The 21,859-nt window shown below is 54.3% G+C and carries 17 protein-coding genes (1 of these 17 cut by a window edge); 7 read left to right on the top strand and 10 right to left on the bottom strand.

Features of this window, described 5'->3' with window-relative positions; translation table 11 throughout:
* From QVO51_RS05885 to QVO51_RS05875, 3 genes are all read left to right on the top strand, one after another.
* A protein-coding gene (locus QVO51_RS05885; protein WP_022357621.1) for a sodium ion-translocating decarboxylase subunit beta crosses the window boundary here: on the top strand, nt 1-983 show its 3' portion. It extends 169 nt beyond the left edge of the window; the window shows 983 of its 1,152 coding nt (coding positions 170-1,152); the start codon falls outside the window, past its left edge; its stop codon occupies nt 981-983.
* A 10-nt stretch (nt 984-993) separates the two neighbouring features.
* Entirely contained in the window at nt 994-1,173 is a 180-nt protein-coding gene (locus QVO51_RS05880; protein ID WP_022357620.1) for a hypothetical protein, read from the top strand.
* A 337-nt stretch (nt 1,174-1,510) separates the two neighbouring features.
* Complete coding sequence (locus tag QVO51_RS05875) at nt 1,511-3,043, top strand: dockerin type I domain-containing protein (RefSeq protein WP_022357619.1); 1,533 nt, start codon at nt 1,511-1,513, stop codon at nt 3,041-3,043.
* A 55-nt stretch (nt 3,044-3,098) separates the two neighbouring features.
* Here QVO51_RS05875 and QVO51_RS05870 read toward each other — a convergent pair whose 3' ends face one another.
* Nucleotides 3,099-3,623 carry a shikimate kinase gene (locus QVO51_RS05870; RefSeq protein WP_022357618.1) on the bottom strand — a complete coding sequence of 175 codons (525 nt, stop codon included), beginning with the start codon at nt 3,621-3,623 and terminating at the stop codon, nt 3,099-3,101.
* 226 nt (nt 3,624-3,849) lie between these two features.
* Between QVO51_RS05870 and QVO51_RS05865 the strand changes: the two genes are divergently transcribed.
* A complete protein-coding gene (locus QVO51_RS05865; RefSeq protein ID WP_022357617.1) occupies nt 3,850-4,371 on the top strand; it encodes a CarD family transcriptional regulator in 522 nt (173 codons plus the stop codon).
* A gap of 181 nt (nt 4,372-4,552) precedes the next feature.
* Here QVO51_RS05865 and QVO51_RS05860 read toward each other — a convergent pair whose 3' ends face one another.
* Both QVO51_RS05860 and QVO51_RS05855 read right to left on the bottom strand, forming a co-directional pair.
* Complete coding sequence (locus QVO51_RS05860; protein ID WP_022357616.1) at nt 4,553-6,763, bottom strand: hypothetical protein; 2,211 nt, start codon at nt 6,761-6,763, stop codon at nt 4,553-4,555.
* Entirely contained in the window at nt 6,753-7,256 is a 504-nt protein-coding gene (locus tag QVO51_RS05855; RefSeq protein ID WP_022357615.1) for an RNA polymerase sigma factor, read from the bottom strand. The genes QVO51_RS05860 and QVO51_RS05855 overlap by 11 nt, the downstream gene beginning before the upstream one ends.
* A 264-nt stretch (nt 7,257-7,520) precedes the next feature.
* Here QVO51_RS05855 and trxA point away from each other — a divergent pair, with 264 nt between their 5' ends.
* Nucleotides 7,521-7,838, top strand: a complete 318-nt coding sequence (trxA, locus tag QVO51_RS05850) for a thioredoxin (protein ID WP_022357614.1) — start codon at nt 7,521-7,523, stop codon at nt 7,836-7,838.
* 24 nt (nt 7,839-7,862) lie between these two features.
* Nucleotides 7,863-9,062 (top strand): FprA family A-type flavoprotein, encoded by a 1,200-nt coding sequence (locus QVO51_RS05845; RefSeq protein WP_022357613.1) that lies wholly within the window; start codon nt 7,863-7,865, stop codon nt 9,060-9,062.
* A gap of 113 nt (nt 9,063-9,175) precedes the next feature.
* Here QVO51_RS05845 and QVO51_RS05840 read toward each other — a convergent pair whose 3' ends face one another.
* The 5 genes from QVO51_RS05840 to QVO51_RS05820 form a co-directional block, all read right to left on the bottom strand.
* Entirely contained in the window at nt 9,176-9,304 is a 129-nt protein-coding gene (locus tag QVO51_RS05840; protein ID WP_276748321.1) for a hypothetical protein, read from the bottom strand.
* 123 nt (nt 9,305-9,427) lie between these two features.
* Complete coding sequence (locus QVO51_RS05835) at nt 9,428-11,977, bottom strand: RICIN domain-containing protein (RefSeq protein WP_022357612.1); 2,550 nt, start codon at nt 11,975-11,977, stop codon at nt 9,428-9,430.
* A 35-nt stretch (nt 11,978-12,012) separates the two neighbouring features.
* The gene (locus QVO51_RS05830; RefSeq protein WP_022357611.1) at nt 12,013-14,220 is read right to left on the bottom strand and encodes a substrate-binding domain-containing protein; all 2,208 of its coding nucleotides are present in this window, start codon (nt 14,218-14,220) and stop codon (nt 12,013-12,015) included.
* Nucleotides 14,221-14,309: 89 nt separating this feature from the next.
* Nucleotides 14,310-17,369: a dockerin type I repeat-containing protein gene (locus tag QVO51_RS05825; protein WP_022357610.1), complete on the bottom strand. Its 3,060-nt coding sequence runs from the start codon at nt 17,367-17,369 to the stop codon at nt 14,310-14,312.
* A 207-nt stretch (nt 17,370-17,576) separates the two neighbouring features.
* The gene (locus tag QVO51_RS05820; protein ID WP_022357609.1) at nt 17,577-19,793 is read right to left on the bottom strand and encodes a family 43 glycosylhydrolase; all 2,217 of its coding nucleotides are present in this window, start codon (nt 19,791-19,793) and stop codon (nt 17,577-17,579) included.
* A gap of 161 nt (nt 19,794-19,954) precedes the next feature.
* Between QVO51_RS05820 and QVO51_RS05815 the strand changes: the two genes are divergently transcribed.
* The gene (locus QVO51_RS05815) at nt 19,955-20,842 is read left to right on the top strand and encodes an AraC family transcriptional regulator (RefSeq protein WP_022357608.1); all 888 of its coding nucleotides are present in this window, start codon (nt 19,955-19,957) and stop codon (nt 20,840-20,842) included.
* A gap of 69 nt (nt 20,843-20,911) precedes the next feature.
* Here QVO51_RS05815 and QVO51_RS05810 read toward each other — a convergent pair whose 3' ends face one another.
* Together QVO51_RS05810 and QVO51_RS10985 are read right to left on the bottom strand one after the other, a co-directional pair.
* Entirely contained in the window at nt 20,912-21,265 is a 354-nt protein-coding gene (locus QVO51_RS05810) for a TIGR04076 family protein (protein WP_022357607.1), read from the bottom strand.
* Nucleotides 21,262-21,639, bottom strand: a complete 378-nt coding sequence (locus QVO51_RS10985; protein WP_441295911.1) for a GyrI-like domain-containing protein — start codon at nt 21,637-21,639, stop codon at nt 21,262-21,264. The genes QVO51_RS05810 and QVO51_RS10985 overlap by 4 nt, the downstream gene beginning before the upstream one ends.
* Between the last annotated feature and the right edge of the window lie 220 nt (nt 21,640-21,859).

Genomic DNA, 21,859 nt, shown 5'->3' with positions numbered 1-21,859 from the left:
TAAACCTGCCCCTGTCCGGCGCCGTCACTCAGATCTACAACGGAACCGAGGAGGTAGGCGTCATAGACGTGCTGTTCGGGGCGGGCATCGCCAACGAGCTGTTCCCCCTGCTGCTGTTTGTGGGGATCGGTGCCATGATCGACTTTGAGCCTCTGCTGTCCAACCCCAAGCTGATGATCTTCGGTGCCGCCGCCCAGTTCGGCATCTTCTTCACCTTCAGTCTGGCGTCCCTGCTGGGCTTTGACGTGAAGGATGCGGTATCCATCGGCATCATCGGCGCTGCGGACGGCCCCACATCCATTTTCGTTGCCAACTACATGCACTCCAAGTACATCGGCGCCATTATGGTTGCCGCATACTCCTACATGGCGTTGGTTCCCCTGGTGCAGCCCCCGGTGATCAAGCTGCTGACCACCAAAAAGGAGCGGCTGATCCGGATGCCCTATCATCAGCGGAAAATTTCCAAGCGCACCAAGATCCTGTTCCCCATTATCATCACCATGATCACCGGCATCGTATCTCCCCGGAGCGTGGCGCTGATCGGCTTTTTGATGTTCGGCAATCTGATCCGGGAATGCGGTGTACTGAACTCCCTGTCGGAAACGGCGCAAAAGGTACTGTCCAACCTGGTGACCCTGTTCCTGGGCATCACCATCGCCACCAAAATGCAGGCGGAATATTTCCTGACTCTGAACACCCTGCTGATCATCGGTCTGGGGCTTGTGGCATTCATCTTTGACACCGCCGGCGGCGTGCTGGTAGCAAAGATCATCAACCTGTTCCTGCCCAAGGAGAAGAAACTCAATCCTATGATCGGTGCCGCCGGCATCTCTGCATTCCCCATGTCTGCAAGAGTGGTACACAAAATGGGACTGAAAGAGGATCCGGAAAACTTCCTGCTGATGCACTCGGTGGGGGTCAACGTTTCCGGACAGATCGCATCTGTCATTGCGGGCGGACTGCTGCTGAATATGCTGGGATGAGGTGAAACAAATGAGTTTGAATGTACAAGCGTTTCTGGATACACTGCCCATTATGGGCAAGGGCATGGCAGGCATTTTCATCGTCACTGGTGTGATTATTCTGGCGATGATCCTGCTTCGGGCCTGCCACATGTGCTTCCTCCCTTTGTTTCAGGTCACATTTCACAAGCGATGTGAGGTGTTGCCTTAGGTCGTGTTGACACTAAGCTTAACAACGCATCTTTTCGGCAAAATTTCACGCATTCTGCGTTAAAAAGTCTTGACAGGCGACAGCCTGCCTGCGACTTTTTGCCTTGTCTACGTAAAATTTATGCTCGAAAATCTGCATATTATCTTAGTGTCAACACTCCCTAAAACGATACTGTCCCCGCACAAAGCCGTCCGGAAACCATTCCGGACGGCTTTTCTGTATGGATTGAAAACATATTGCGAAAGTTACAAAAGTATATTGACATGTTATGAAAATACTAGTATAATTGTATTGTTAACAAAATGTGCATACATGACGCACAGAACAGGGGGAAAACATGAACAGAATCCATCGCATCCATGCAGGGCTGCTGGCTACTGTCTGCGCAGCCGCCATGCTGCCGGGACTTTCATCCTCAGCGGCAAAGCACACCGTCCTCAGGGGTTACCGGGGAGATCTGAATCAGGATCAGACCATAACCATTGCGGACGCCGTAATTCTTTCCAAGCATCTGACCAATGCCCAGCCGCTGATGGCGGAATACGGGCTGAATGCGGATGCTGACGCAAACGGCACCGTAGACAGCATTGACCTGGCGTATATCAAGCGCATCTGTCTGGGCTTTGCAGAGCCAATCGGCATTTATGAGGAAATCGACGTTCCGGATGCGCAGTTTATCGATGCGCCCATCAAGGAAGTCAAGGCGTCCCTCCCCTCCCAGGGAGAGGCAGAGCTGGTGATCTTCTATGTAGACTTCCCGGATTGCCAGTATACCTATGATCCCTCCGCCGAATACATCGATCAGATTGCCTTTGGACCGGAGAGTACGGAAAGCGCCATCTATCCTTTTGAAAGCATGCGTGCCTTCTACAGCCGCTCCTCCAAGGGAGCTATGGAGCTGGGCGGAAAGACCTTCCGCTATACCACCAGGGAAAACGCCTCCGCATACGGCACTGATAAGGTAAAGCTGGCAAAGGAGTGCTACGAAGCCTTCAAGGACAGCGAGGACTTCACCAAATTTGACGGCAATGGAGACGGCAAGATTGATGCCACGCTGTTCACCGTGCCCACCGCTGCAGGGGATACGGACTGGTGGCCCTGCGCCGGTGCATTCGGGGACGAAAGCTATCGGGTAGACGGCATGGCGATCGGCCACATTATCACAGGCAATGCCCAGATTGAAAGCGAAACTGATTATAAGAACTTTGTCAGCAGCTATCTCCACGAAATGGGACACTGCATGGGTCTGCCGGATTATTACCTGTACTGGGGCACGGACAGCGAGGGCATGCACGGCGCTGCCGGCATTGAACTGATGGATACGGACGCATCCTCTGATTTCGGTGCCTTCTCCAAACTGATGCTGGGCTGGTATCAGTCCGACCAGATCGCAGTGTATGACAATACCACCGGCATCCAGACCTTTACCCTGCACAACGCACAGACCCAGAACGGCAACTGCGTCATCATTCCCTACGGGGAACTGGATGGCCAGTATTTCTCCGAATATTTTGTGATCGAATACGCCAGTGCCCAGGCCAACAACAGTAGTCTCCCCTGGTGGCAGACCAGCGGCAGCGGTGTGCGCATTTATCACATCAACGCCACCCTCCAGCGGGATTACTGGTACACCTACCTCAAGTACCAGAATGGCACCGAGTACAACAACGATGGGGTGGGCATCCGTGCCATCCGCATCGTCAACGACACAGATGGGGATAACTTCTTCCACCAGGGCGATGTAATCAACAACAGCGTATCCGGCTTTGGCTGGTATGACAGTTCCGAGAACGAGTCCATCGATCCGGGGGTTACCATCACAGTGGGTGCCCTGGAAAACGATACATACACCATCACCATTACAAAATAAGCAAAAAATCCCCCGGCATACGGTTCCTTCCGTACACCGGGGGATCACTTTATCTTTATCGGGACAACACAACCGCATCCAAAAAAGGTGCCACGCCCCGTTCCAGCCGGTTCAGCACATGCTCCATATCCCCATCGCAGGCTACGGTCAAATCCGCATACTGCTCATACAGGGGACGGCGCTGTACAAATAGCTCCCGGACGGTCATGTGGTTGGGAGCCACCACGCCCCGGTCGGATAAATGCTCCGGCAGCCGTGCCTGCAGCACCTCCAAGGGGGTATCCAGCCACACGATCACCCCGTTTTCCTTCAGGTGTTCCATGGCGCCCGGCGAAAGCACCATGCTTCCCCCTGTGGCAATCACGGTGCCCTCACATGTAAGGCCGGACGCTACCTGTCCTTCGATGCGGACAAAGCCATCCACCCCCTCCTGCTCCAGCAGCACCGGCAGGGTTCTGCCGGTTGTTTTGCAGATGGCAATATCCGTATCCAGAAAATCATAGCCGAGACGCTTGGCAAGAATTACACCCACCGTGCTTTTCCCCGTTGCCGGCATCCCGATCAAAACAATGTTCTTCATGCTATCCTCTACTTTCCGGGCGTGCTCCGCCCTGCATATTATAGCACACCCCGGCGGCAAATGCAACGGAGCAGCACCGTCTGTTTGTCATCTTTGCGCAGCATGCAATAGCGTTGTTTTATGCAAAAAGTCCATGGCATTCCATGCGAAAATATGGTATCATATAAATAGGACAGCATACGCTCCGGCACCGGAGGGACTGTCCGTTGAAACGGAGGCATGGAACATGGAATTTGAAATCGGCTCCTGGGTGATGTACAGTGCCACGGGCATCTGCCGGATCCTGAGCAGGGAGAAAAAATGCTTCGATGGAGTACATGAAACGGAATATTATAAGCTGGAGCCTCTGCGGGAGGGTACACATTCGGTATACTATATACCTGTCCTCACTGCGGCTTCCAAGCTGCGACCCCTGATGGATGCCCCACAGGTACACGATCTGATTCAGCACATACAGGATCTTCCGTGTAGGTGGTGTGCGGATCGAAACGCCAGAAAGGAGCTGTTTCATCAGATCCTGAGGCAGGACGACCCGGAGCAGCTACTCACAATGGTCAAATCGTTGCACACCCAGCAGGAAGCACAAAGTCGAGCCGGCAAAAAACTGTCCTCCTCGGACGAAGCCGCCCTGCATAGCGCAGAGCAGATACTCAACGAGGAATTTGCCCTGGCGCTGCATATGCAGCCCGGAGAAATCCCCCTATTGGTACAGCAAGCGCTCCATACGACGAGCCGAGCCGAGTCATGATCCCCAACAACAGACAGCACCGTACAAGGCAATTGCATGCTTTGTGCGGTGCTGTCCGTATATATGGGATGGAGAAAACGTAGGACAACTCCGTCAAGCCCTTATGGGGCTGACGGGTCATCCTGAGAAGTAAGCAAGTTCAGACAATCCCCCGCCAAGATAGCGTGGTACTGCCTTCAGATCAGCCAACCTTCACCAGGCAAAGATAGCTGACGGAATTGGTACGATCCACTGCGATGAGGGTATACTCCCCCGCCTCCGCAGGCAGATCCAGCTTCCGGCTGGCGCTTTGACCAGCCACCTGGGGCGCTGTAACTGCTGCCAGCTTGCCGTCTGCATGCCGGTAAATATAGCAGTCCACATGCTTGGCATCCAGGTTCAGGGTCACGCTGTGCCGGGTCACGGTGCGGTATTCAATGCCTACCGCATTTTTGGTATCGATCAGTCGCTGATCCACAGCCTGGAGCGTCCCGTTCGGCAAAACGGATGCCCGCTGCACCTGGATGGAGGTGGTGGGATAATTGGCTGCTGTGCCATCGTCAGCAAAGGGACTGTCATCCGCCGTAGACAGATACTGGGTCATTTCGTCCTTGCTGATAATCTGCATGGAGGTGATGGCACTGTCCTTCAGCACCGCATCCTCCAGTCGGATGTTCAACTTCAGATCCGTCCGGCTTTCCGTCACCGCCTGCATGCGGAACAGGTACTGCCGGGTATGCTGACAGCCGTACTGACTGGAAGTCTGTACGGTATACGCACCATTTTCCAGCCGGTAAGTGCCTGCCGCCTCTTCATCGATCATGCTGTAGCACTGATTCTGACGACACATATAAGCATCCGCCGTCACCAGGAACGCCCCATCATCCAGCTCAGTCACCTGCATGCTGTTCCGATCCAGGATCGTGCCCCCTTTTTCAATATTGCTCTGGGAGTTTAAACAAGAGAACACGCCGTCCCGATAGGTCACGCCAGCCATCTTTGCCAGAAGCTCGTAATCCGCATCCTTGGGCAGTGTGATCGTCTCATTATAGGTAAGCTGCAGATATTGTTCGATCTCCTCCAGGGTGAAGTCGTAGACAACGGGCAATTCCAGATGACGCATGTATTCTACCTGCTGCAATGCCCATACCAGGAAATCCTGGTCTTTTGCGGTGATCCTGGACAGATCCTCCACCGACGGCATAGCTGCCGCCCGCTGGGCGTAATAATAGATAAAATCCTCAAGCTGGGTGTAATCGTCCGTTTCATTCGGAACGTGTACAAGCGCGCCCTCCTGCTCCAGAGGATACTTGTTGTACAAAGTGAAGGTATCGCCGTTGGCATCCGGACTGGTCAGTTCAAACAGATATGCAGTGCGCGCAGTGCCCTGCTCCAGTTCAAAGGTGTATCCGGAATCGTAGCTGCCGTATTTGGCATCGGCAAGATCCATCTTGGCATAATAACTGTCGTTGGTAAAATAGCTGCCGATCACATCTCCGGTGGACGCATCCGTCACAGTCCCCTCCGGCGTCAGCAGGTACTCGTACACGATCACGCCCCAGTGTACCTCATTGTCAGTGGTGGTATATGCAGCCTCCTGCACATCATAATAGAGCTGATTGTATCCGGCACTTGCCACCCCGTTCATGGCGCAGAAGGTACCATCCCCATCCGACAGATAAGAAATCTTCCGGCAATTCCGAGACAATTCTGTAAAATCCTGATTCGGGGTCAGCAGCACTGCCTGTGTCTGCTCCCCCAACACTGCCTCCTCCAGCTTCGTTTCAAAGCCGTCATAATTGTAGCCTTCAAACGCAAGCTCCTGACCGCTTGCCTGGATTTTTGCATTTTCCTGCTGGTCAAAGCCGGTCATCATCTGCATCAGCCACGCCTGCATGGCAGGCTCGGTCACCCGCTCCAGGAAAGATAAATGCAACGCAGGATCCCCGTCCGGCATTTCGGTATCATAATAGAACCAACTGTTGATGCGGCTTTCCAGCCTGTTGTACTGCTCCGGATCCACCGTATGCTCCATATCCTGATACAGGGCAAACGCCGTCCCGGTAAAGGGGTATTCCCGCACCGCCAGAATCGAACTGGTCAGCTCCTGACTGGTGTCGGAAAGGGATCCGTTACCCGTTCCGCTTCCCGGTGCCAAAGGGATAACGCCCTCATTGATGGGAAGCGTCATATTCAAAGTCAGTGCAATAATCGCAGCGGCAGCGGCAATCGTGCCTGCCACACTGACCCACTTTCTGCGGTGCCGGCCGGGCTGCCCCGGATCCATTTCCATGACTTCTATATGCTCTCGATTTGTTGCCGCCTCTGTCATCTGGTCTGCCAGTTTTGCGATAAATGCATCATCCAGATGCATCTGGTCAATTTTCTGTCTGTAAGAGTCATCAAAACGCATAAGATTCAGCTCCTTCCAGAATATCTTTCAGCAATGCCCTTCCTCTGCTAAGCTGTGTTTTAATAGTAGGCTCCCGCAAGCCGGTCAGATCACTGATCTCCCGCACAGAGTAGCCCTCATAGTAAAACAGATGCACTACAATTCTATATTTTTCCGGCAGCGTCATCACCGCATCGTACACATCCGTGGTCTTTTCCTTGAACGGAATACAGCCGCATTGCTCCGGGATCAGCTGCATGGTTTTCTGATTCCACACGGTTTTGCGCATATCCTTTGCAAGATTGATGGCCACCCGGAGCAGCCATGCTTTTTCATGCTCCTTCGAAACGAACCTGGGTGCGGAGGTGGCATAGCGCAGGAAGGTTTCCTGCACCACATCCTCTGCGTCAGCTCGGTTGCTGAGCTGCATCATGGCAGCACGCAGCACGTCATCGCCGTGTTCCCGCACAACGGCTTCAAACCGGGCACGAAGCTGCACAGGCGTATTCTCCACATGATCGCCCCCTTTTTTGACTTATAAGACGGAATATTCATTCCGTAAGCGCTTTCACTCATAATACGATTCAGCACATCAAAAGGTTTCACGATTTTCAAAATTTTTTTCGGTTTTTTCAAAACCAATTGTACCCGGATTTCCCGGCATTGTCAAGGCAACACGCCCTCGGCAATAAAGTGTTGCTTTTGCAACAGATTTCCCGGAAATTCCGTGATAAAATAAGAAAAAAAGCACACCATAACATACAAAGGAGGATGTTTTATGGAGATTACCGTAACAAAGGATAATTTTGTGCAGCAGGTGCTGCAAGCAGAGCAGCCGGTTCTGGTGGACTTCTGGGCTACCTGGTGCGGTCCATGCAGAATGCTGGCACCGGTTCTGGAACAGATCGCCCAGGAGCGGCAGGATATCCGTGTCTGCAAGATCAATGTGGATGAGGAGCCGCTTCTGGCGCAGCAGTTCCAGATTGACAGCATTCCTACGCTGCTGATCTTTCAAAACGGCAAACAGCTGGCACGGATGACCGGCTACTGTGACAGGCAGACACTGCTGCAAAGACTGGACGAAGCACTGGCGTGATCAGATTACAGGAGGTATGACACGATGTATCAGCACAGAGCAATTACAGAGGATCTTTACTGGATTGGCGGGAACGACCGCCGGCTGGCGCTATTTGAAAACGTCTACCCCATCCCCCGGGGTGTGTCCTATAATGCGTACCTGCTGATGGACGAAAAAACCGTGCTGCTGGATACGGTGGACAAGTCCGTCAGCAACGTGTTCCTGGAAAATCTGGAGCATTTGCTGGGAGAGCGGCAGTTGGATTATGTGATCGTGAACCATATGGAGCCGGATCACTGCGCCGCCCTTGGACAGGTGCTGCACCGATATCCGGAAGCTGTTGTGGTATGCACCCAGAAAGCACTGGACATGATCGGACAGTTTTTCGGAGCGTTCCCGGCACTACGCAGTCAGACCGTCAAGGAGGGTGATACTCTGACCACCGGCAGACATACCCTCTCCTTTGTGATGGCACCCATGGTACACTGGCCGGAGGTGATGGTCACCTATGACGCCGCCGACAAGATCCTGTTCTCCGCTGATGCATTCGGCACCTTCGGCGCACTGGGAGGCAATCTGTTTGCGGACGAAATCCCCTTTGAAGGTCAGTGGCTGGAGGATGCACGCCGCTATTACACCAATATCGTAGGCAAATACGGCTCCCAGGTGCAGGCTCTGCTAAAGAAGGCTGCCAGTCTGGAGATTCAAATGCTCTGCCCCCTCCATGGTCCCATCTGGAGAGAAAACATCGGCTGGTTCCTGGACAAGTACATGCACTGGAGCAGCTACACACCGGAGGAATCCGCCGTCATGATCGCTTACGGCTCCGTGTACGGCAATACAGAGGCGGCCGCCTTTTTACTGGCATCCCGACTGGCGGAACGGGGCGTCCGAAACGTGCTGCTGTATGACGTGTCCGTGACCCACCCCTCCCTTCTGGTGGCAGAAGCTTTCCGGTGCAGCCATCTGATCTTTGCCAGCGCCACCTACAACGCCGGGATCTTCCCCTGCATGGAAACGCTGCTGCTGGAGCTGAAGGCACACAGCCTGAAAAACCGCACCGTCGGGCTGTTGGACAATGGCACCTGGGCTGCCACTGCCGGCAATCAGATGCGCACGGTACTGGAATCCATGCAGAACATGACCATCCTGGAGCCGGTGATCCACATCAAATCCGCATTGACCGAAGCCCAGCTGCCGGAGCTGGATGCCCTGGCGGATGCGGTTGCGGCATCCTTGTAACAAAACAGAAAAAGGGACTGCATAACGCAGTCCCTTTTGGTTTGCAAGAACGAAAATCAGCCAACCAGAGAAGCCGGATATGTCATAATATCAGATGCTTCTTCCTGGGTTACCTACTGATGCTCAGAGGTCTTGCCGTCCTCATCGGTCAGGCTCAGCACACTGCCGCCTGTTGCAATGTCCCATTCCTGCTTTGCAAGCTCTACATAGTTTGTGCGGTGTTGCCTTAAGAAAATCGGCATTCTCCCGCTTTTTTATTTTGATATACAGCTTTTTGTTACAATTGTCAAAAAGCGTCATAGTCGCCGCAGCCGGCACAAAGACGCAGAAAAAGCCGCCGGAGCAGACACTCCGGCGGCACTCTTTTACAACATTCGCTTCATCATACAAAGATCAACGGAATCGATCCGACCGTCTCCGTTCAGGTCACCTGCCTGCCAATCCGACAGTGGATCGCCCCCACAGAGCCACTTTTGCAGGGAGACTGCATCCGCAATGGAAAAGGCGCCGTCCCCGTTCACATCCCCTGCCAGCCGACTGGCGCCAACTGCGAATACGGTGTATCCCACGCAGCCGCTGGTCTGCCCGTTGCTGCCCAGGGTGATCTCCTCCCCCTTTGCCGCCTGGCGGCTGTAGAGAAGGAACTGCACGCCCTTGTCATTTTCCGCAGTCAGCCCCGTGGCTGTCCAATCCTGCATCCAGCTGGGCAGTGCAGTCACACGGCTGTCCAGCGCCACATACACGGTCAGATCCGCTCCGGCTGTAAACACCGCCAGATCTGAAGTGCTGTTTTTCGAGTCGCATGCCGTGCGGATATACTCCGCCTTTGCAAGCTGTGCCGGCAGGGTCGTATAGACTGTGTCCCGGTCGCCGAATACCAGATCGCCGTTCTGGATGCTCTGTGCAATGGACCAGTCCCCGTCATTCTCCATATCCTGCACCAGCAGATTCCGGATCAGGGTGCCCTTCAGGGGCAGTATCTTCCGCTCCAGCTTCCATTTCTGGTTATCGCTGCCGTCCCTTGCCCACTGTACCACATTGGCGCCTTCCTCCTTGGATCCGGCTGCAATGCCAATACAGCTCTGATCCTTGGTAGGCTTGGTGGCAATGGTATAGGTACCATCCCCGTTATCCAGGAACTTAAACAGCTGTGCATCGCTTTGCGTATTGCTGTAGATGCCGATGTTGGTACCGTTATCCGTCTTGCCGTAATCCAGATCCAGGTAATAGGTCTTGCCGTCCCCCACTTCGGAGCAGATCCGGTAGTAGCCGTCCCCTGCATCCTGCATCATCCAGCCATTGGCACTGCCGCTGCCCTGCTGCACATTGGTTCCGTTGGCAGCAGTACCTCCTGCCACCTCCAGGAACAGACCACTGCCCACATTCCGGAACTGATAGATGTGGGCTGTGTCCATCACAGCGCCTGACTTCACCGGATCCTTTTCCGGTGAGAGCGTCACCACGCCTGACGGAAATGCATCCACCGTCAGGTCATTCAAATAGTATTCAATATTGGTGTAGCCCTGTCCACAGTAATCCCCGTTTACATCACTGGGATCCTTGGGATTCAGTCCTCTTGCCAGCTCCCAATCATCCGGCATGCCGTCATTGTCGCTGTCGGTAATGGTTTTGTTCAGAACCGGCGACGGGTATTCATAAGTCACGCCGCACTGGATCTTGTACTTATCAATGGTCGCCTTCTGGGAATCATTTGCCTCGGAATAAGGTCTGGCGCCGGTGAGATAACCGGTGCCGGTACGAGTCTCGTATGCCACCTGCTGATCGATGGCAGTACGGGTATCCGAGGTAATGCCATTGCCAGCATGGTCAATGACGTGGTTGTAAGCATCCGCCGCAGACTCCAGAGTGAGCGCCGCAGATACGTCCACCCCGTTGGACATCACCGGAAAGTGAGAATCCGACCGGGTGGTGGCTTCGCTCTTGCCGGTCTTGAAACTGATAGCAGACCAGTTGGCGTTCTCCCCGTTCCGCACAGAATCGTCCATGTTCAGGATCCGGTTCCCCTCCAGGAATACCTTGAATTTGTCATCGTTGGACACCTGGATATAATGGGTGCCCCCATTGGTGGAGGGACCCAGTTTCAAGGTGTTCCCTGCATAGTTCACATGGGCAATGGTGCCGTAGGCGGTCTGGTATCCCCAGTTATAAATCACGTTGTTGGTAAAATCAGAAGCATTCTGATCCGTAACCTTGCCCCGGTAATTCCGGGATACGTTATGTACGATCAGATTGTGATCCCAGGTCACATTGGCACGACCCAGCATGATTCCAAAACCATGGATGCCCTTGCTGTGATAGGAGAAGGAATTGGAAGGGCCGATGACGGAATACTGTACCGTCAGATTGTCGCACTTGGAATACAGCCCCCACTGCTCATCGTTTGCCCAACCCAGGGAGCAATGATCCACAATGGAATTGGCGCCATTGGCACCGCCCCATGCGTCATAGTCCGCATTGGTACCCCGCTCGCCCGGCCGGGAGCTGATAAACCGGACGATGCAGTTTTCGCCCCCAAGCCCCAGCTTGAAATTTTTCAAGGTGATGCCGGCACCGCCGGGTGCGGTCTGTCCCGCAATGGTCACATTGGAGGACACCACGACATCCTTTTTCAGCTCAATGGTACCGCTTACGTCAAACACCACGATCCGATTGGGCTGGCTGACTGCATCCCGGAAGGATCCGGTGCCGCTGTCGTTGAGATTGGTCACATGCACCACCGTGCCGCCTCTGCCGCCGGTGGCATAGCTGCCGCCCCCCACTGCGCCGGGGAAAGCTTTGATGAGTCCGGCAGCGTCCGCCATGGTATCCGTTTTGGGCAGCATGGATACGGATGCCGACAACACCGTCACCACGCCCGTCAGCAGCGCCGTCAGACGCCTGAATCTATTCTTCATTCCATTTCCCTCCGTATGAACAGCAGCACGCACTGCTATCTACATTGTTTTGCGTATTTTTTTCTGTACTGGGTAGCAGAAATCCCTGCCCGCTCCTTGAACTGCCGCATAAAATGCGTCGGGGTTTTATAGCCGCACTGGTCGGCAATTTCCTGCACCGTCAGTGTGGTATCCGCCAGCAGCTTTTTTGCCCGCTGCATCCGTGCCTGAATAATATCCTCTCCGCAGGAAATGCCGAACTGGGCTTTGTAATTCCGCTGAAAATACCCCCGGCTGATGCCGACGCTCCGGCAAAGCTCGTCAATGTTCCAGTCCCGTTCCGGAAAAGCGTAGATCCGCCGTTGCGCATCCGAAAGGGCATCCTGCAGTTCTGACCGAAATGGGGAAAGCGCCGTTTTGGAGGTCATCTCCAGCATGCAGGCATCGATCTGCTCCTGGGCATGCTCCATGTCGGTAATCACGCAAACAGCATACCGCACGTTTGCATGCTCTCCGCCGGGGGACACACGCTTCAGATCCTCCAACGCCTGCTCCATCCGCAGGATCCACAGATCCATGGTCTCCCGCAGTTCCTTGGGTTCCCCGGCGAAGGCGGCAGCAAACACAGAATCACTGAATCTTGCATGCAGACCGCCTCCATGCAGCAATCGAAGCACATTTGCCAGCATGAACACATGCTCCGTACTCTCCGCCCGGGGGCACTGAATCAACAGTATCCCGATTCCGCCCTGGGCGGCATGCTGGGGCAGCTGCTGCAAGAAGCCCTTGTGATTGTAAAAACCAGTGAGGATATCATGGGTATCGTACTGCGCCATCTTCTTCTGGAGAAAATCCGTATAAAGCTTGCTGCGCAGCATACGGAACCCATTGGAAACGGCGCCACACCAGTTGGAATAATGAAAATCCATCTGACAATCTGCAGCATGCTGAAACGCTGCAGCACAGTAGCCGTAAATATCCTGATCGCTGTGCAGCGGGGTCAACCGCACCACCATGGGCGCATGAGGCTCCGCAAAGCGGGGCAGGATCTGCCGTGCCGGAAAGCTGGCACCGGCACGGGCATATTCTCCGACCCGGGTGCCCATCAGAAGCAGCATCCGGTCTGTATACCGATGCAGCTGGTAGGACTGTCCCTGTTGAAATTTCCCCAGCCAGCCGCTGCATACGCACACGTCGATTTCCGTCCAGTTCGGCACCAGATAGGCAATTTCGCTGATCCGAAGCTGCAGCGCCTGCACATTCGCCGCACTGGACAGCCGGACAATGTGGTTGGCGTTCATATACGCCTCCGTCAGCATCTGCTGCCGGGTAATGGTATTGCTTTGTTCCACAGCAGCGACAGCAACCTCTGGGGACACCGGACAGCCGCAGCTGCCTCCCAGCATCAGCGTCGGCTCCAAAGGCTTACACGGGCTTTGCACACCCAGCTGTTTCAGCAGATTTTCCACCGCCAGCTGCCCAGCCTGCTGCCCGCAGCCTTTTACCGTCGTCACCGGCGGATCGTGGATCAGTGCCTGCATGGTGCCGTCATAACCGGTCACCGCTACATCCCCGGGCACGGAAATTCCCCCTGCCTGCAGGGCATCACACAGGGCAATGGCCATCATATCGTTGGCGCATACCACCCCGTCCGGCTTTGGCACCTCTCCGTTCAGGATCTTATTGGCGAAATCCTGCGCAGTGTTCATCCAGAAGTTCCCGTAGAAAACCTGTTCCTCAGAAACCGGAAGTCCATTGTCCCGGAGCGCCTCTAAAAACCCATCCCGTCGCTGGATCGCTTCAAACCGATCCTTCTGACCGGTCAGACAGTAGAGCAGCTTGCAGCCGTGCACCTGAATCAGATGCTCTGTGATCCGGTAAACGATCTTCTGCTGTTCCGCATACACATAGGGGTACAGCTTATTCTCCTTTTCCAGCACCACGCATCTTGCGCCCCGCTGATGAAACTGCCGCAAAAGCTCTCCCACAAATTCCTGATCAAAAAAATAATCCGCCAGGATGATATATCCATCCAGATCCACCCGGACCGCCAGGTCATAGATCTCCTTTTCGCCGCTGATATGGTGGATATAAAAAGGATCCCGCACCTTAGAATAGGGCTGCTTTGGATTGGTGGAACAGGTGAACACTACCACATCATATCCGGCTGCCCGGGCTGTCCGGTCAATGCCGTCCAGCGCATCCACGATCAGCGCATGGGTGATCGGCGGTGCGATCACCCCAATTTTTCCTACTGCATGCATAGCTTCCTCCGTGCGTCATTGCTGTCCTATACTATTATATATAGTATACAATTTTCCGCACGGAATGTCAAATGAAATGGTATGACAGCTCAATCCAGCAGCATGGATTTCAGAATGGCAAGATCAGCAGCGTTCAAAATGCCGTCCCCGTTCAGGTCGGCTGCCTGAGCATCCGGCAAGGACGCCGTCCGACGTACCAGGTAATCACGCAGAAGCTTTGCGTCTGCTGCATCCACATCGCCGTCCGCATCCACATCTCCAAGCAGCGGCGATACGCCCTGCAAAGTCACAAAGGCAGTATAGAACACACAGCCGCTGGACTGACCGTTTGCACCAAGAACCACAGTGTCTCCCTTGGACACATCCTTTTTATAGATCCGGAATGCGACCTGGTTGGAGTTAACTGCCGTATCCTCTGTCCGGATCCATCCCTGGAGCCATGCAGGCTCACTGGTCACACGGGTGTCCAGACCCACATACACCGTCAGATCCTCTCCGGCAGTAAAGGATGCTGCATCCGTTGTGCATGTTTTGGAATCTGCCGCCGTACAAATGTACTCTGCACCGTTCAGATACTTGGGCAGCGTGACAAAGGTCACCTCCCGGTCGCCGAACACCGGATCCCCGGCCTTCAGATCATAGCGAATGGACCAGTCCATGTAGTTTTCGTTGTCCAGTACCTCCAGACTCCGGATTAGCTTTCCGTCAATGGGATCCCGCTTCACCGGCGTTCCGTTGTATTCCACCGGATCTCCTGCCAGCTCGTTCAGGAACATTTCCAGATTGGTGTAGTCATCCCCGGACAGGCTTACCTTTGCTCCATCTGTGGGATCCTTCGGATTCAGCCCATGCTCGATCTCCCAGGCATCCGGCATACCGTCCCGGTCAGTATCGTTCTTCGCATTGCACACCCCATCAGTGCTGTGCTTGAAGTTGTTCTGATTGGGATAGCCTCCCGCATCGTTCTGGCTGTCGATAATGCCCTCGAGTCCCTGCTTGCTGCCCGTATAGGTATAGGTGCCCTTGGTGACCTCCTGAATATACCGGGCGTCAATGTAATCCCAGCCGGTCTCGGATGCGCCGCCCGCTCCTGCTCCGGCAATGACGCTCTTGTAGGCATCCTCCGCAGACTGGGTATTCACATAGGATTCAAAGAAGGGCTGATCGCTGCGCACGTCCGCTGTGGTGCAGTTCCTGTTGGCAGAAACCGCTTTACCCTTGTCCCAGGCATTGTCCGATGCCCGCAGCAGGTAGTTACCCTTCTGATCCAGCATCACGTTGCCGGATACATACATCTTCTGGCAGTCCGCCCACCCAAGCTCATTGCCGTCGGTGGATACCACATGAAGACTGGTATTGCTTTCTGCTCCTGCTTTATAATAGTTGTTTACAAAGTTAAGCCGTCTTGCGCCCCCATCCGTGGTTCGGTCCCGCCAGTTATAGACCACATTGTTCCGGATATCCAACTGTCCGCCGTAAGTCTCATCCTGCTCCGTTCCCCCTGCCAGGGACCAGTTCCGTCCGGTGCAGTCGATGAGCAGATTGTGGTGGAAGCTGCCCTTGTTGCCGCTGATGGATGCAGCAAAGGCATGGGTCTCCGTTCCGGTACGATCTCCGTCATAATGCACGGAATCGTGAAGGGATTCTCCGATGATGTTCCACTGGAAGGAAATATTTGCTGCACTTCGGGAGGAAAAGCCCTCATCCGTCGCCCAGGAAATGGAACAGTGATCCACAATGGAGTGATTGCAGCTGCCAAGACCCATGCCGCCGGAGGATTTGCCGTTCATATCCCCCACACGTACACGCACATCCCGGATCACCAGATCCGAGGTTCCCATGCCGCCGAAGTCATAATTGATCAGGGTGATGCCGTCTCCGGGTGCGGTCTGTCCGGCAATGTATACGTTGCCTCCGTTGTCCGGGATCACCAGACGATCCTTCAGAGCAATCACGCCCCCCACATCAAATACAATCACACGGGGCACGCCCTGCCAATCCTCTGTCAGCCACTGGGGATCACACAGCGCCCAGCGCAGACTGCCCTCGCCGCTGTCGTTCAGATTGGTAACATGGATCACCTGTCCGCCTCTGCCGCCCCGGGCAAATCTGCCGTAGCCCTCTGCGGTGGGGAAGGCAAGCCGGGTCAGCTGGAAGGAATTCACGGCACCCTTAATGGTGTTTCCATTTTTATCGATTGTGTCTACCCGCCAGTAATAGGTGGGAATGGAGGAATAACTGTCATCCAGGCTAAAGCTGGTGTCGGTCTGACTCCCCTTGAATTCCGGAGACTGATGGGTTGCGGAAAAGACGCTGTTGTAATCCGTACCAATATACACATCCTGGCTCTTCATATTCTTTCCTGCCGTCCAGGATAAGCCCTTTGCAGCATCATGGTGGAACTCCTGGTCTGCCGGCGACATTTTGGAAATGCCCTGTACCGGGTCTCCCCCATCCAGCTCAAAGGCATTGAGCCAGGCATTGCCCTTACCCTCCGGTGCAATCAGCACAGTCACAGTCTGTCCCTTTGTCACCTCAAAGGTGGAGTAGGAGATCCCGGCATCGTCCTCACTGGCCACACGGGTGGGACATGCCACGCCGGTCTGGGTGGTCTTGCCGTTGATGGTAATTTTCATGGATCCGGCAGAATTGCCCTTACCCACACAGCTGTGCCAGGTCTTGAGGGAATGAGTACCGGCGGACAAACCGGCGATCTCCAGCTTAATGATGCCGCCGCCGTTGGTATTGTCCACCGTCACCCCGTCCATGGTCAGATAGGGATGGCTCAGATCCAGCTTTTGCAGTGTCTTATCGTTTTCACTGAGCAGATTGCCTGCTGCACCGCCCCCGTTGCTGAGGGTAAAGGTGATGCCTTGAAATTTCACTGAGCCGGATGCGCTGCCTCTGGGGAAGCACCAGTTGTTTGCCTTTCTGGAATAGGATGCTTTTCTGCCATCGTTCCGGTTCAGATCCACCAGGATCCGGTTCCCCGTTTCGGCAGAGCGGGTATTCTCCAGTCCCCAGTAATTCCCTCCATTGTCGTAGGTTTCGGCGGATGCGGGATTCCGGCTGCCGAGAGCATTGGTTCCGGCAAAGGTGACAGTCATTGCCACGGCAAGCGCCAGACAACGCTTCATTTTGGATATCATATTCAATTCCTCCCTGTTTCCCTGCCCCATGCGGCAATCTGCATATATTTTTCTGCCGCACGCGTTAATTTCTATACATACAGCATATCACATGAAAAACGTCCAAAGCAATAACAAATTGCATCTATTTTATGACCAATCCAGCACAAAAAACAGCATTTCAGTGCTACCGAAATGCTGTTTCCTAAAAATCAGTACAATATTGCTTTATCCGAGTAATGCACGCTTCATACGTACCAGATCCATGCCGGTCAATACACCGTCCCCATTGTAGTCCCCTGCTTTGGGATCCGCCAGCGTGTCCGTCTGCTTAATGAGATATTTTTGCAGTGCTACCACATCTGCCACGCTGCATACGCCATCCGCATTCACATCCCCCATCAGCCGCTCAGCGGTGCTTTCCACCTGCCAGCTGCGGAATGCAATATTCTTGCCGGAGAACACAAAATACAGATCGTGAGTGCCGCCGATGCCGGTAAATGCCTTGCCGGATACCTTGGCGAATGCATCCGGAGCATCAAAGCTGACACTGGTCAGCAGTTGTCCCGTAGGCGCATCCAGCCGCACCTCCATAGTGCCGGTACCCCGTACCTCTGCGGTCAGCACTGCCGAATCCTCCAGCAAAGGTGCATTTGCCCCGGTTTCTCCGGATGCTTCTCCGGTATAAAGCTGAATTGTATCCGCAGACTTGCTGTAGCGGAATGCAGCATTTTCGCCGGTGTATACCGTGTCCCCATCGGAAAAGCCGTTCCAGATATTCCGCAGACCGTCCGCCCATTCCCGGGTATTGGTCAGCTCCGTGGACAGGTCAAAGGCATAGGTGCCGTTTACCAGCATGGTATCAATGGTAAAGGTGATCTGCGCATCATCGGATGCAGTAAAGTAGCCCATGTTGGACATACCTTCCGCACCACCCATGTCACAGGTAATGGTGTAATTCCCGGTGCCGGTGATCTCCGCTGTGCCGGTGCAGTCCGTCCCCGCCTTGGTGGATGGATGCATGGACAGAGTAGTGGCTTTGTCCACATCCGTCACGGAAATCTGATACATAATGGTATCCACCTTGGTCAGCACATAGTCCGCCGGATCCACCGTGGGCTGTGCAGGTACTCTGGAGCCGGTAAAGGTCACGCTGCGGACGCTGCTCCAGGCACCGGCTGCATCGCTGATGAGGTATGGGTTCTGCATGCTGTCAGTGTTGTATACCATATCCGCTGTATTGTTTAAAGAAGCGGCATTCTGCACTGCAAAGGGGTCTACCCCCTGGATGGTCTGTACACCCTTTTTCGTGCCGCCGGTTTTTGTGATGGTCACTGTGTCCTCATCCACGCTGATCCGATCCACCTGCATGCTCCGGTAGCTGCTACCCTGCTTCAGCATCAGGGTATGATAGAACATATAGTATTGATCCCGGAACTTCTGCATGTGGGTATGGTTGTTGGAGTAATCAAAACCGCTCTGTCCCGGGTTCTGGAAGCATTCGCCCCGCATAACCCAGCTGTCCGGATCCAAGGGAGTTTTGGTGGTCATGTACACCATACTGCATCCGGAAGGGGGATCACAGTCATACTCCCACTGCTTGGAATGATCCGACCAATCCGTATTGTAGGTATACACATAGGTGCCGTTGATGTAATTCAGCTCGCTTGCCTCAAACAAATAGGGTGCCGGAATGTTCTGAAAGTCGCTGTCGAAGGAAACCATATCCTCCCCCAGCCGGACGATCCGGGCAGAGCCGGGCATATAATCTGTGCCGCCGGGTGCCTTTCCGGCACCGAAGGACAGCCAGCCCACGCCGTTCTCATCGATCACTGCACCCGGGTCAAAAGGGTTGGGGCAGCCATTCAGTCCGGGGGTGGAAGTGGAAATCAGGGGCTTGCCCAGGGGATCCGTCCAGGGACCCAGCGGATCCGTTGCGGTGATTACGCCCACGCCCAAACCGTTGTTGGAGAAATACAGATAAAAATGGGTCAGTCCGTCATCCTCCACCCGGGAAACAATGGAGGGGGCCCAGGAGTTGGTGATCCAGGGAGCAACCTGATCCACATGAATCTCCCCATGATAAGTCCAGTTTACCATATCATCTGTAGAAAGCACCACCAGGGACTTAATCTGCTCATAGGTATTATCCACCTCGGAGCCCTTGACCTCAAACTGCTGGTGGTCGTTGGTGCCAAACAGGTACAGCCTGCCGTTATACTCCACTGCGGTGGGATCGGCACAGAAAAATGCCGGGGAAATCGGGTTGTTGTAATTGATATTTTTAAACTGGTTGGTGCTGATCTGACTGTTTGCGATGGTACTCGCCTCCTCTGCGGCTTCTGCAATGGATCCGGCAGTGAGCCGGGATGCGGGATACGTTCCGAAGCACAGCGTCAGAGACAATGCTGCCGCCGCTGCGTATGCAAATGCTCGTTTTTTCATAATACCCTCCTGCCTTCGTGTGGTGATATAATCAGTATAACACATCCAAATGCAGGACGGTAGAAGGATGCTGTGCGGTTTTTAGCACAAAACAGACATGGCATTGACAGGCTCCAGACTCCATGCTACAATAGAAGCATACAACCGGAAGGGGGAGAAACATGATACGTCTGCCGCTGTGGATCTTTACAAAATCTGAAGACTTCCCGTTTTTCATTCAATACGGCTACCATGATTCCGAGTGTTATCTGCACGGTCATGAGGACTTTTCGGAACTGGTCATCGTGCTGGAGGGCAGTGCGGAGCATACCGTAGGCACGGAGCATTACCCCATCTCCAAGGGGGATGTGTTTGTCATCAACCAGGATACGGAGCACGGCTTCACCGGGGTCAGCGATTTTCGGATCTGCAACATTATGTTCCGGCCGGAGGTGCTGTTTGAACACATTTACAACATCCGCCAGTCCCCCGGTTTCCAGGCACTGTTCGTAGTTGCGCCCCACTATTTGCAGAATCACCGTTTTTCCAGCCGGCTGCATCTCCAAAGTCAGGAATTTGCCGCAGTCAAGGCCATGATCCGAGATATGATCACCGAGTACAACCGGAAGCAGGAGGGATGGCAGACCTATTGCTACGCCTGCTTTCTGCAGCTTTGCGTCCGGCTTTCCCGGCTATACCAGCTGACTAATACGGAGCAGCACCGATGCGTCATGCAGCTTGCCGCCGCCACCGCCTACATGGAAGGACATTTTTGCAGCAGCATCAGTGTAGCGGAGCTGGCACAGATGTCCGGCTATTCCCAGCGGCAGTTCAGCCGTCTGTTCAAGGAAGCATACGGCGTGTCCCCCAACGCCTACATAACCAATCTGCGGATCCAGAAAGCCCAGCAGCTGCTCCAGAACACACAGCTTCCCGTCGGCGAAATCGCCTGGAACTGCGGCTTTGAGGATCAGAATTATTTCAGCCGCATGTTCCGGCAGACCGCCGGGGTCACCCCCTCCGCTTACCGGAACCGGGAACGGAACAACGCCAGCAAACCTGCCCAGTAATCTTGCCTTAGCGTCAAAACAGGCTATCCGAATACACTCGGATAGCCTGTTTTTATATATGCTCTGATATCACTCTGCATCAAAAAAGTGCCCGGTAAAAAAGTTTTCATTGCCCAAGGGGGTCGCGGTCAGCCGGAACAACACACAGCCGTCCGGACAGACCACAGTAGTCTGATAGCGGCCGTCTCCTCCGATCCGCTCCAGATCACCGCCTGCCCGGATCGCCTCCATCTTCGGATACAGCACCAGCATTGCTTTCGGACAGATGCCGTAGCCGTCCTGATTCACCGGACAGCCATAAGTACAGGTGTATTTGTCGCCGATCTCCTCACCGTTCCGGCAATACCGCTCGGTATGCTTTCCCCGCAAAAAGCCAGCCACTTCAATTTCAAATTCGTATTCCTCCGCATACCACTTCTTCATACAATTCCTCCTTTTGCCGCATCCGGATCGGCTGCCGCAGCNNNCCGGATCGGCTGCCGCAGCAGGGTTCGCAAACGATCCGGCGGGATCTTTCTCGCATCCGACAGATAAATCTCGTGGTGCTGTCTTTGCTCCGTCAGATCAAAGGCATAGCCATTTGCCCCAAGGAAGTGATGCATCCGCTCAATGGTGCGAGCCCGTTCCGCATAAGAACCAATGTGCAGGCACTGGACGCACAGCCCCTCCTCCATGGTCACAAACCTGGCATAGGCACAGTCCATATCCCGCTGCTCCGTTGTATGCTGCACTGCCCAGTCAAAATCCGCCCGGGTCACAAAATCCGGTAACCGACTCGCCAATGTCCAATATAGCATGCCCGTTCCGGTTGCATCCGATCTCCCCTCCTGGCTCTTGTACCAGAATCTTTCCAAAGGAGGCAACACATAGGGCACAAACCCGTCGATCTGATGCGCTGTCCGGTAACTCATTTTTAAAGTGCGACCCACTGCGTACAGGATCATGACCGCCTGCTTGAAAAAGCTGTTTTTCAGGCTGGATTCCCCGACTCCACGCACCACTGCGTAATGTACCGCC

It is taken from the genome of Ruminococcus sp. CAG:379 (assembly GCF_000434255.1).
Taxonomy (GTDB): Bacteria; Bacillota; Clostridia; order Oscillospirales; family Ruminococcaceae; genus Ruminococcus_F; species Ruminococcus_F champanellensis.
Note: the sequence above shows the minus strand (reverse complement) of the source record. Positions and strands in the feature narration are given on the sequence as shown.

What these genes read in the sequence shown, in the direction of transcription:
- QVO51_RS05830 (WP_022357611.1), bottom strand. Translation starts at nt 14,220, where the DNA reads ATGCATGCAGTAGGAAAAATTGGGGTGATCGCACCGCCGATCACCCAT.
- QVO51_RS05880 (WP_022357620.1), top strand. Translation starts at nt 994, where the DNA reads ATGAGTTTGAATGTACAAGCGTTTCTGGATACACTGCCCATTATGGGC.
- QVO51_RS05865 (WP_022357617.1), top strand. Translation starts at nt 3,850, where the DNA reads ATGGAATTTGAAATCGGCTCCTGGGTGATGTACAGTGCCACGGGCATC.
- QVO51_RS05820 (WP_022357609.1), bottom strand. Translation starts at nt 19,793, where the DNA reads ATGAAAAAACGAGCATTTGCATACGCAGCGGCGGCAGCATTGTCTCTG.
- QVO51_RS05875 (WP_022357619.1), top strand. Translation starts at nt 1,511, where the DNA reads ATGAACAGAATCCATCGCATCCATGCAGGGCTGCTGGCTACTGTCTGC.
- trxA (WP_022357614.1), top strand. Translation starts at nt 7,521, where the DNA reads ATGGAGATTACCGTAACAAAGGATAATTTTGTGCAGCAGGTGCTGCAA.
- QVO51_RS05870 (WP_022357618.1), bottom strand. Translation starts at nt 3,623, where the DNA reads ATGAAGAACATTGTTTTGATCGGGATGCCGGCAACGGGGAAAAGCACG.
- QVO51_RS05840 (WP_276748321.1), bottom strand. Translation starts at nt 9,304, where the DNA reads ATGCCGATTTTCTTAAGGCAACACCGCACAAACTATGTAGAGCTTGCA.
- QVO51_RS05815 (WP_022357608.1), top strand. Translation starts at nt 19,955, where the DNA reads ATGATACGTCTGCCGCTGTGGATCTTTACAAAATCTGAAGACTTCCCG.
- QVO51_RS05845 (WP_022357613.1), top strand. Translation starts at nt 7,863, where the DNA reads ATGTATCAGCACAGAGCAATTACAGAGGATCTTTACTGGATTGGCGGG.
- QVO51_RS05860 (WP_022357616.1), bottom strand. Translation starts at nt 6,763, where the DNA reads ATGCGTTTTGATGACTCTTACAGACAGAAAATTGACCAGATGCATCTG.
- QVO51_RS05825 (WP_022357610.1), bottom strand. Translation starts at nt 17,369, where the DNA reads ATGATATCCAAAATGAAGCGTTGTCTGGCGCTTGCCGTGGCAATGACT.
- QVO51_RS05810 (WP_022357607.1), bottom strand. Translation starts at nt 21,265, where the DNA reads ATGAAGAAGTGGTATGCGGAGGAATACGAATTTGAAATTGAAGTGGCT.
- QVO51_RS05835 (WP_022357612.1), bottom strand. Translation starts at nt 11,977, where the DNA reads ATGAAGAATAGATTCAGGCGTCTGACGGCGCTGCTGACGGGCGTGGTG.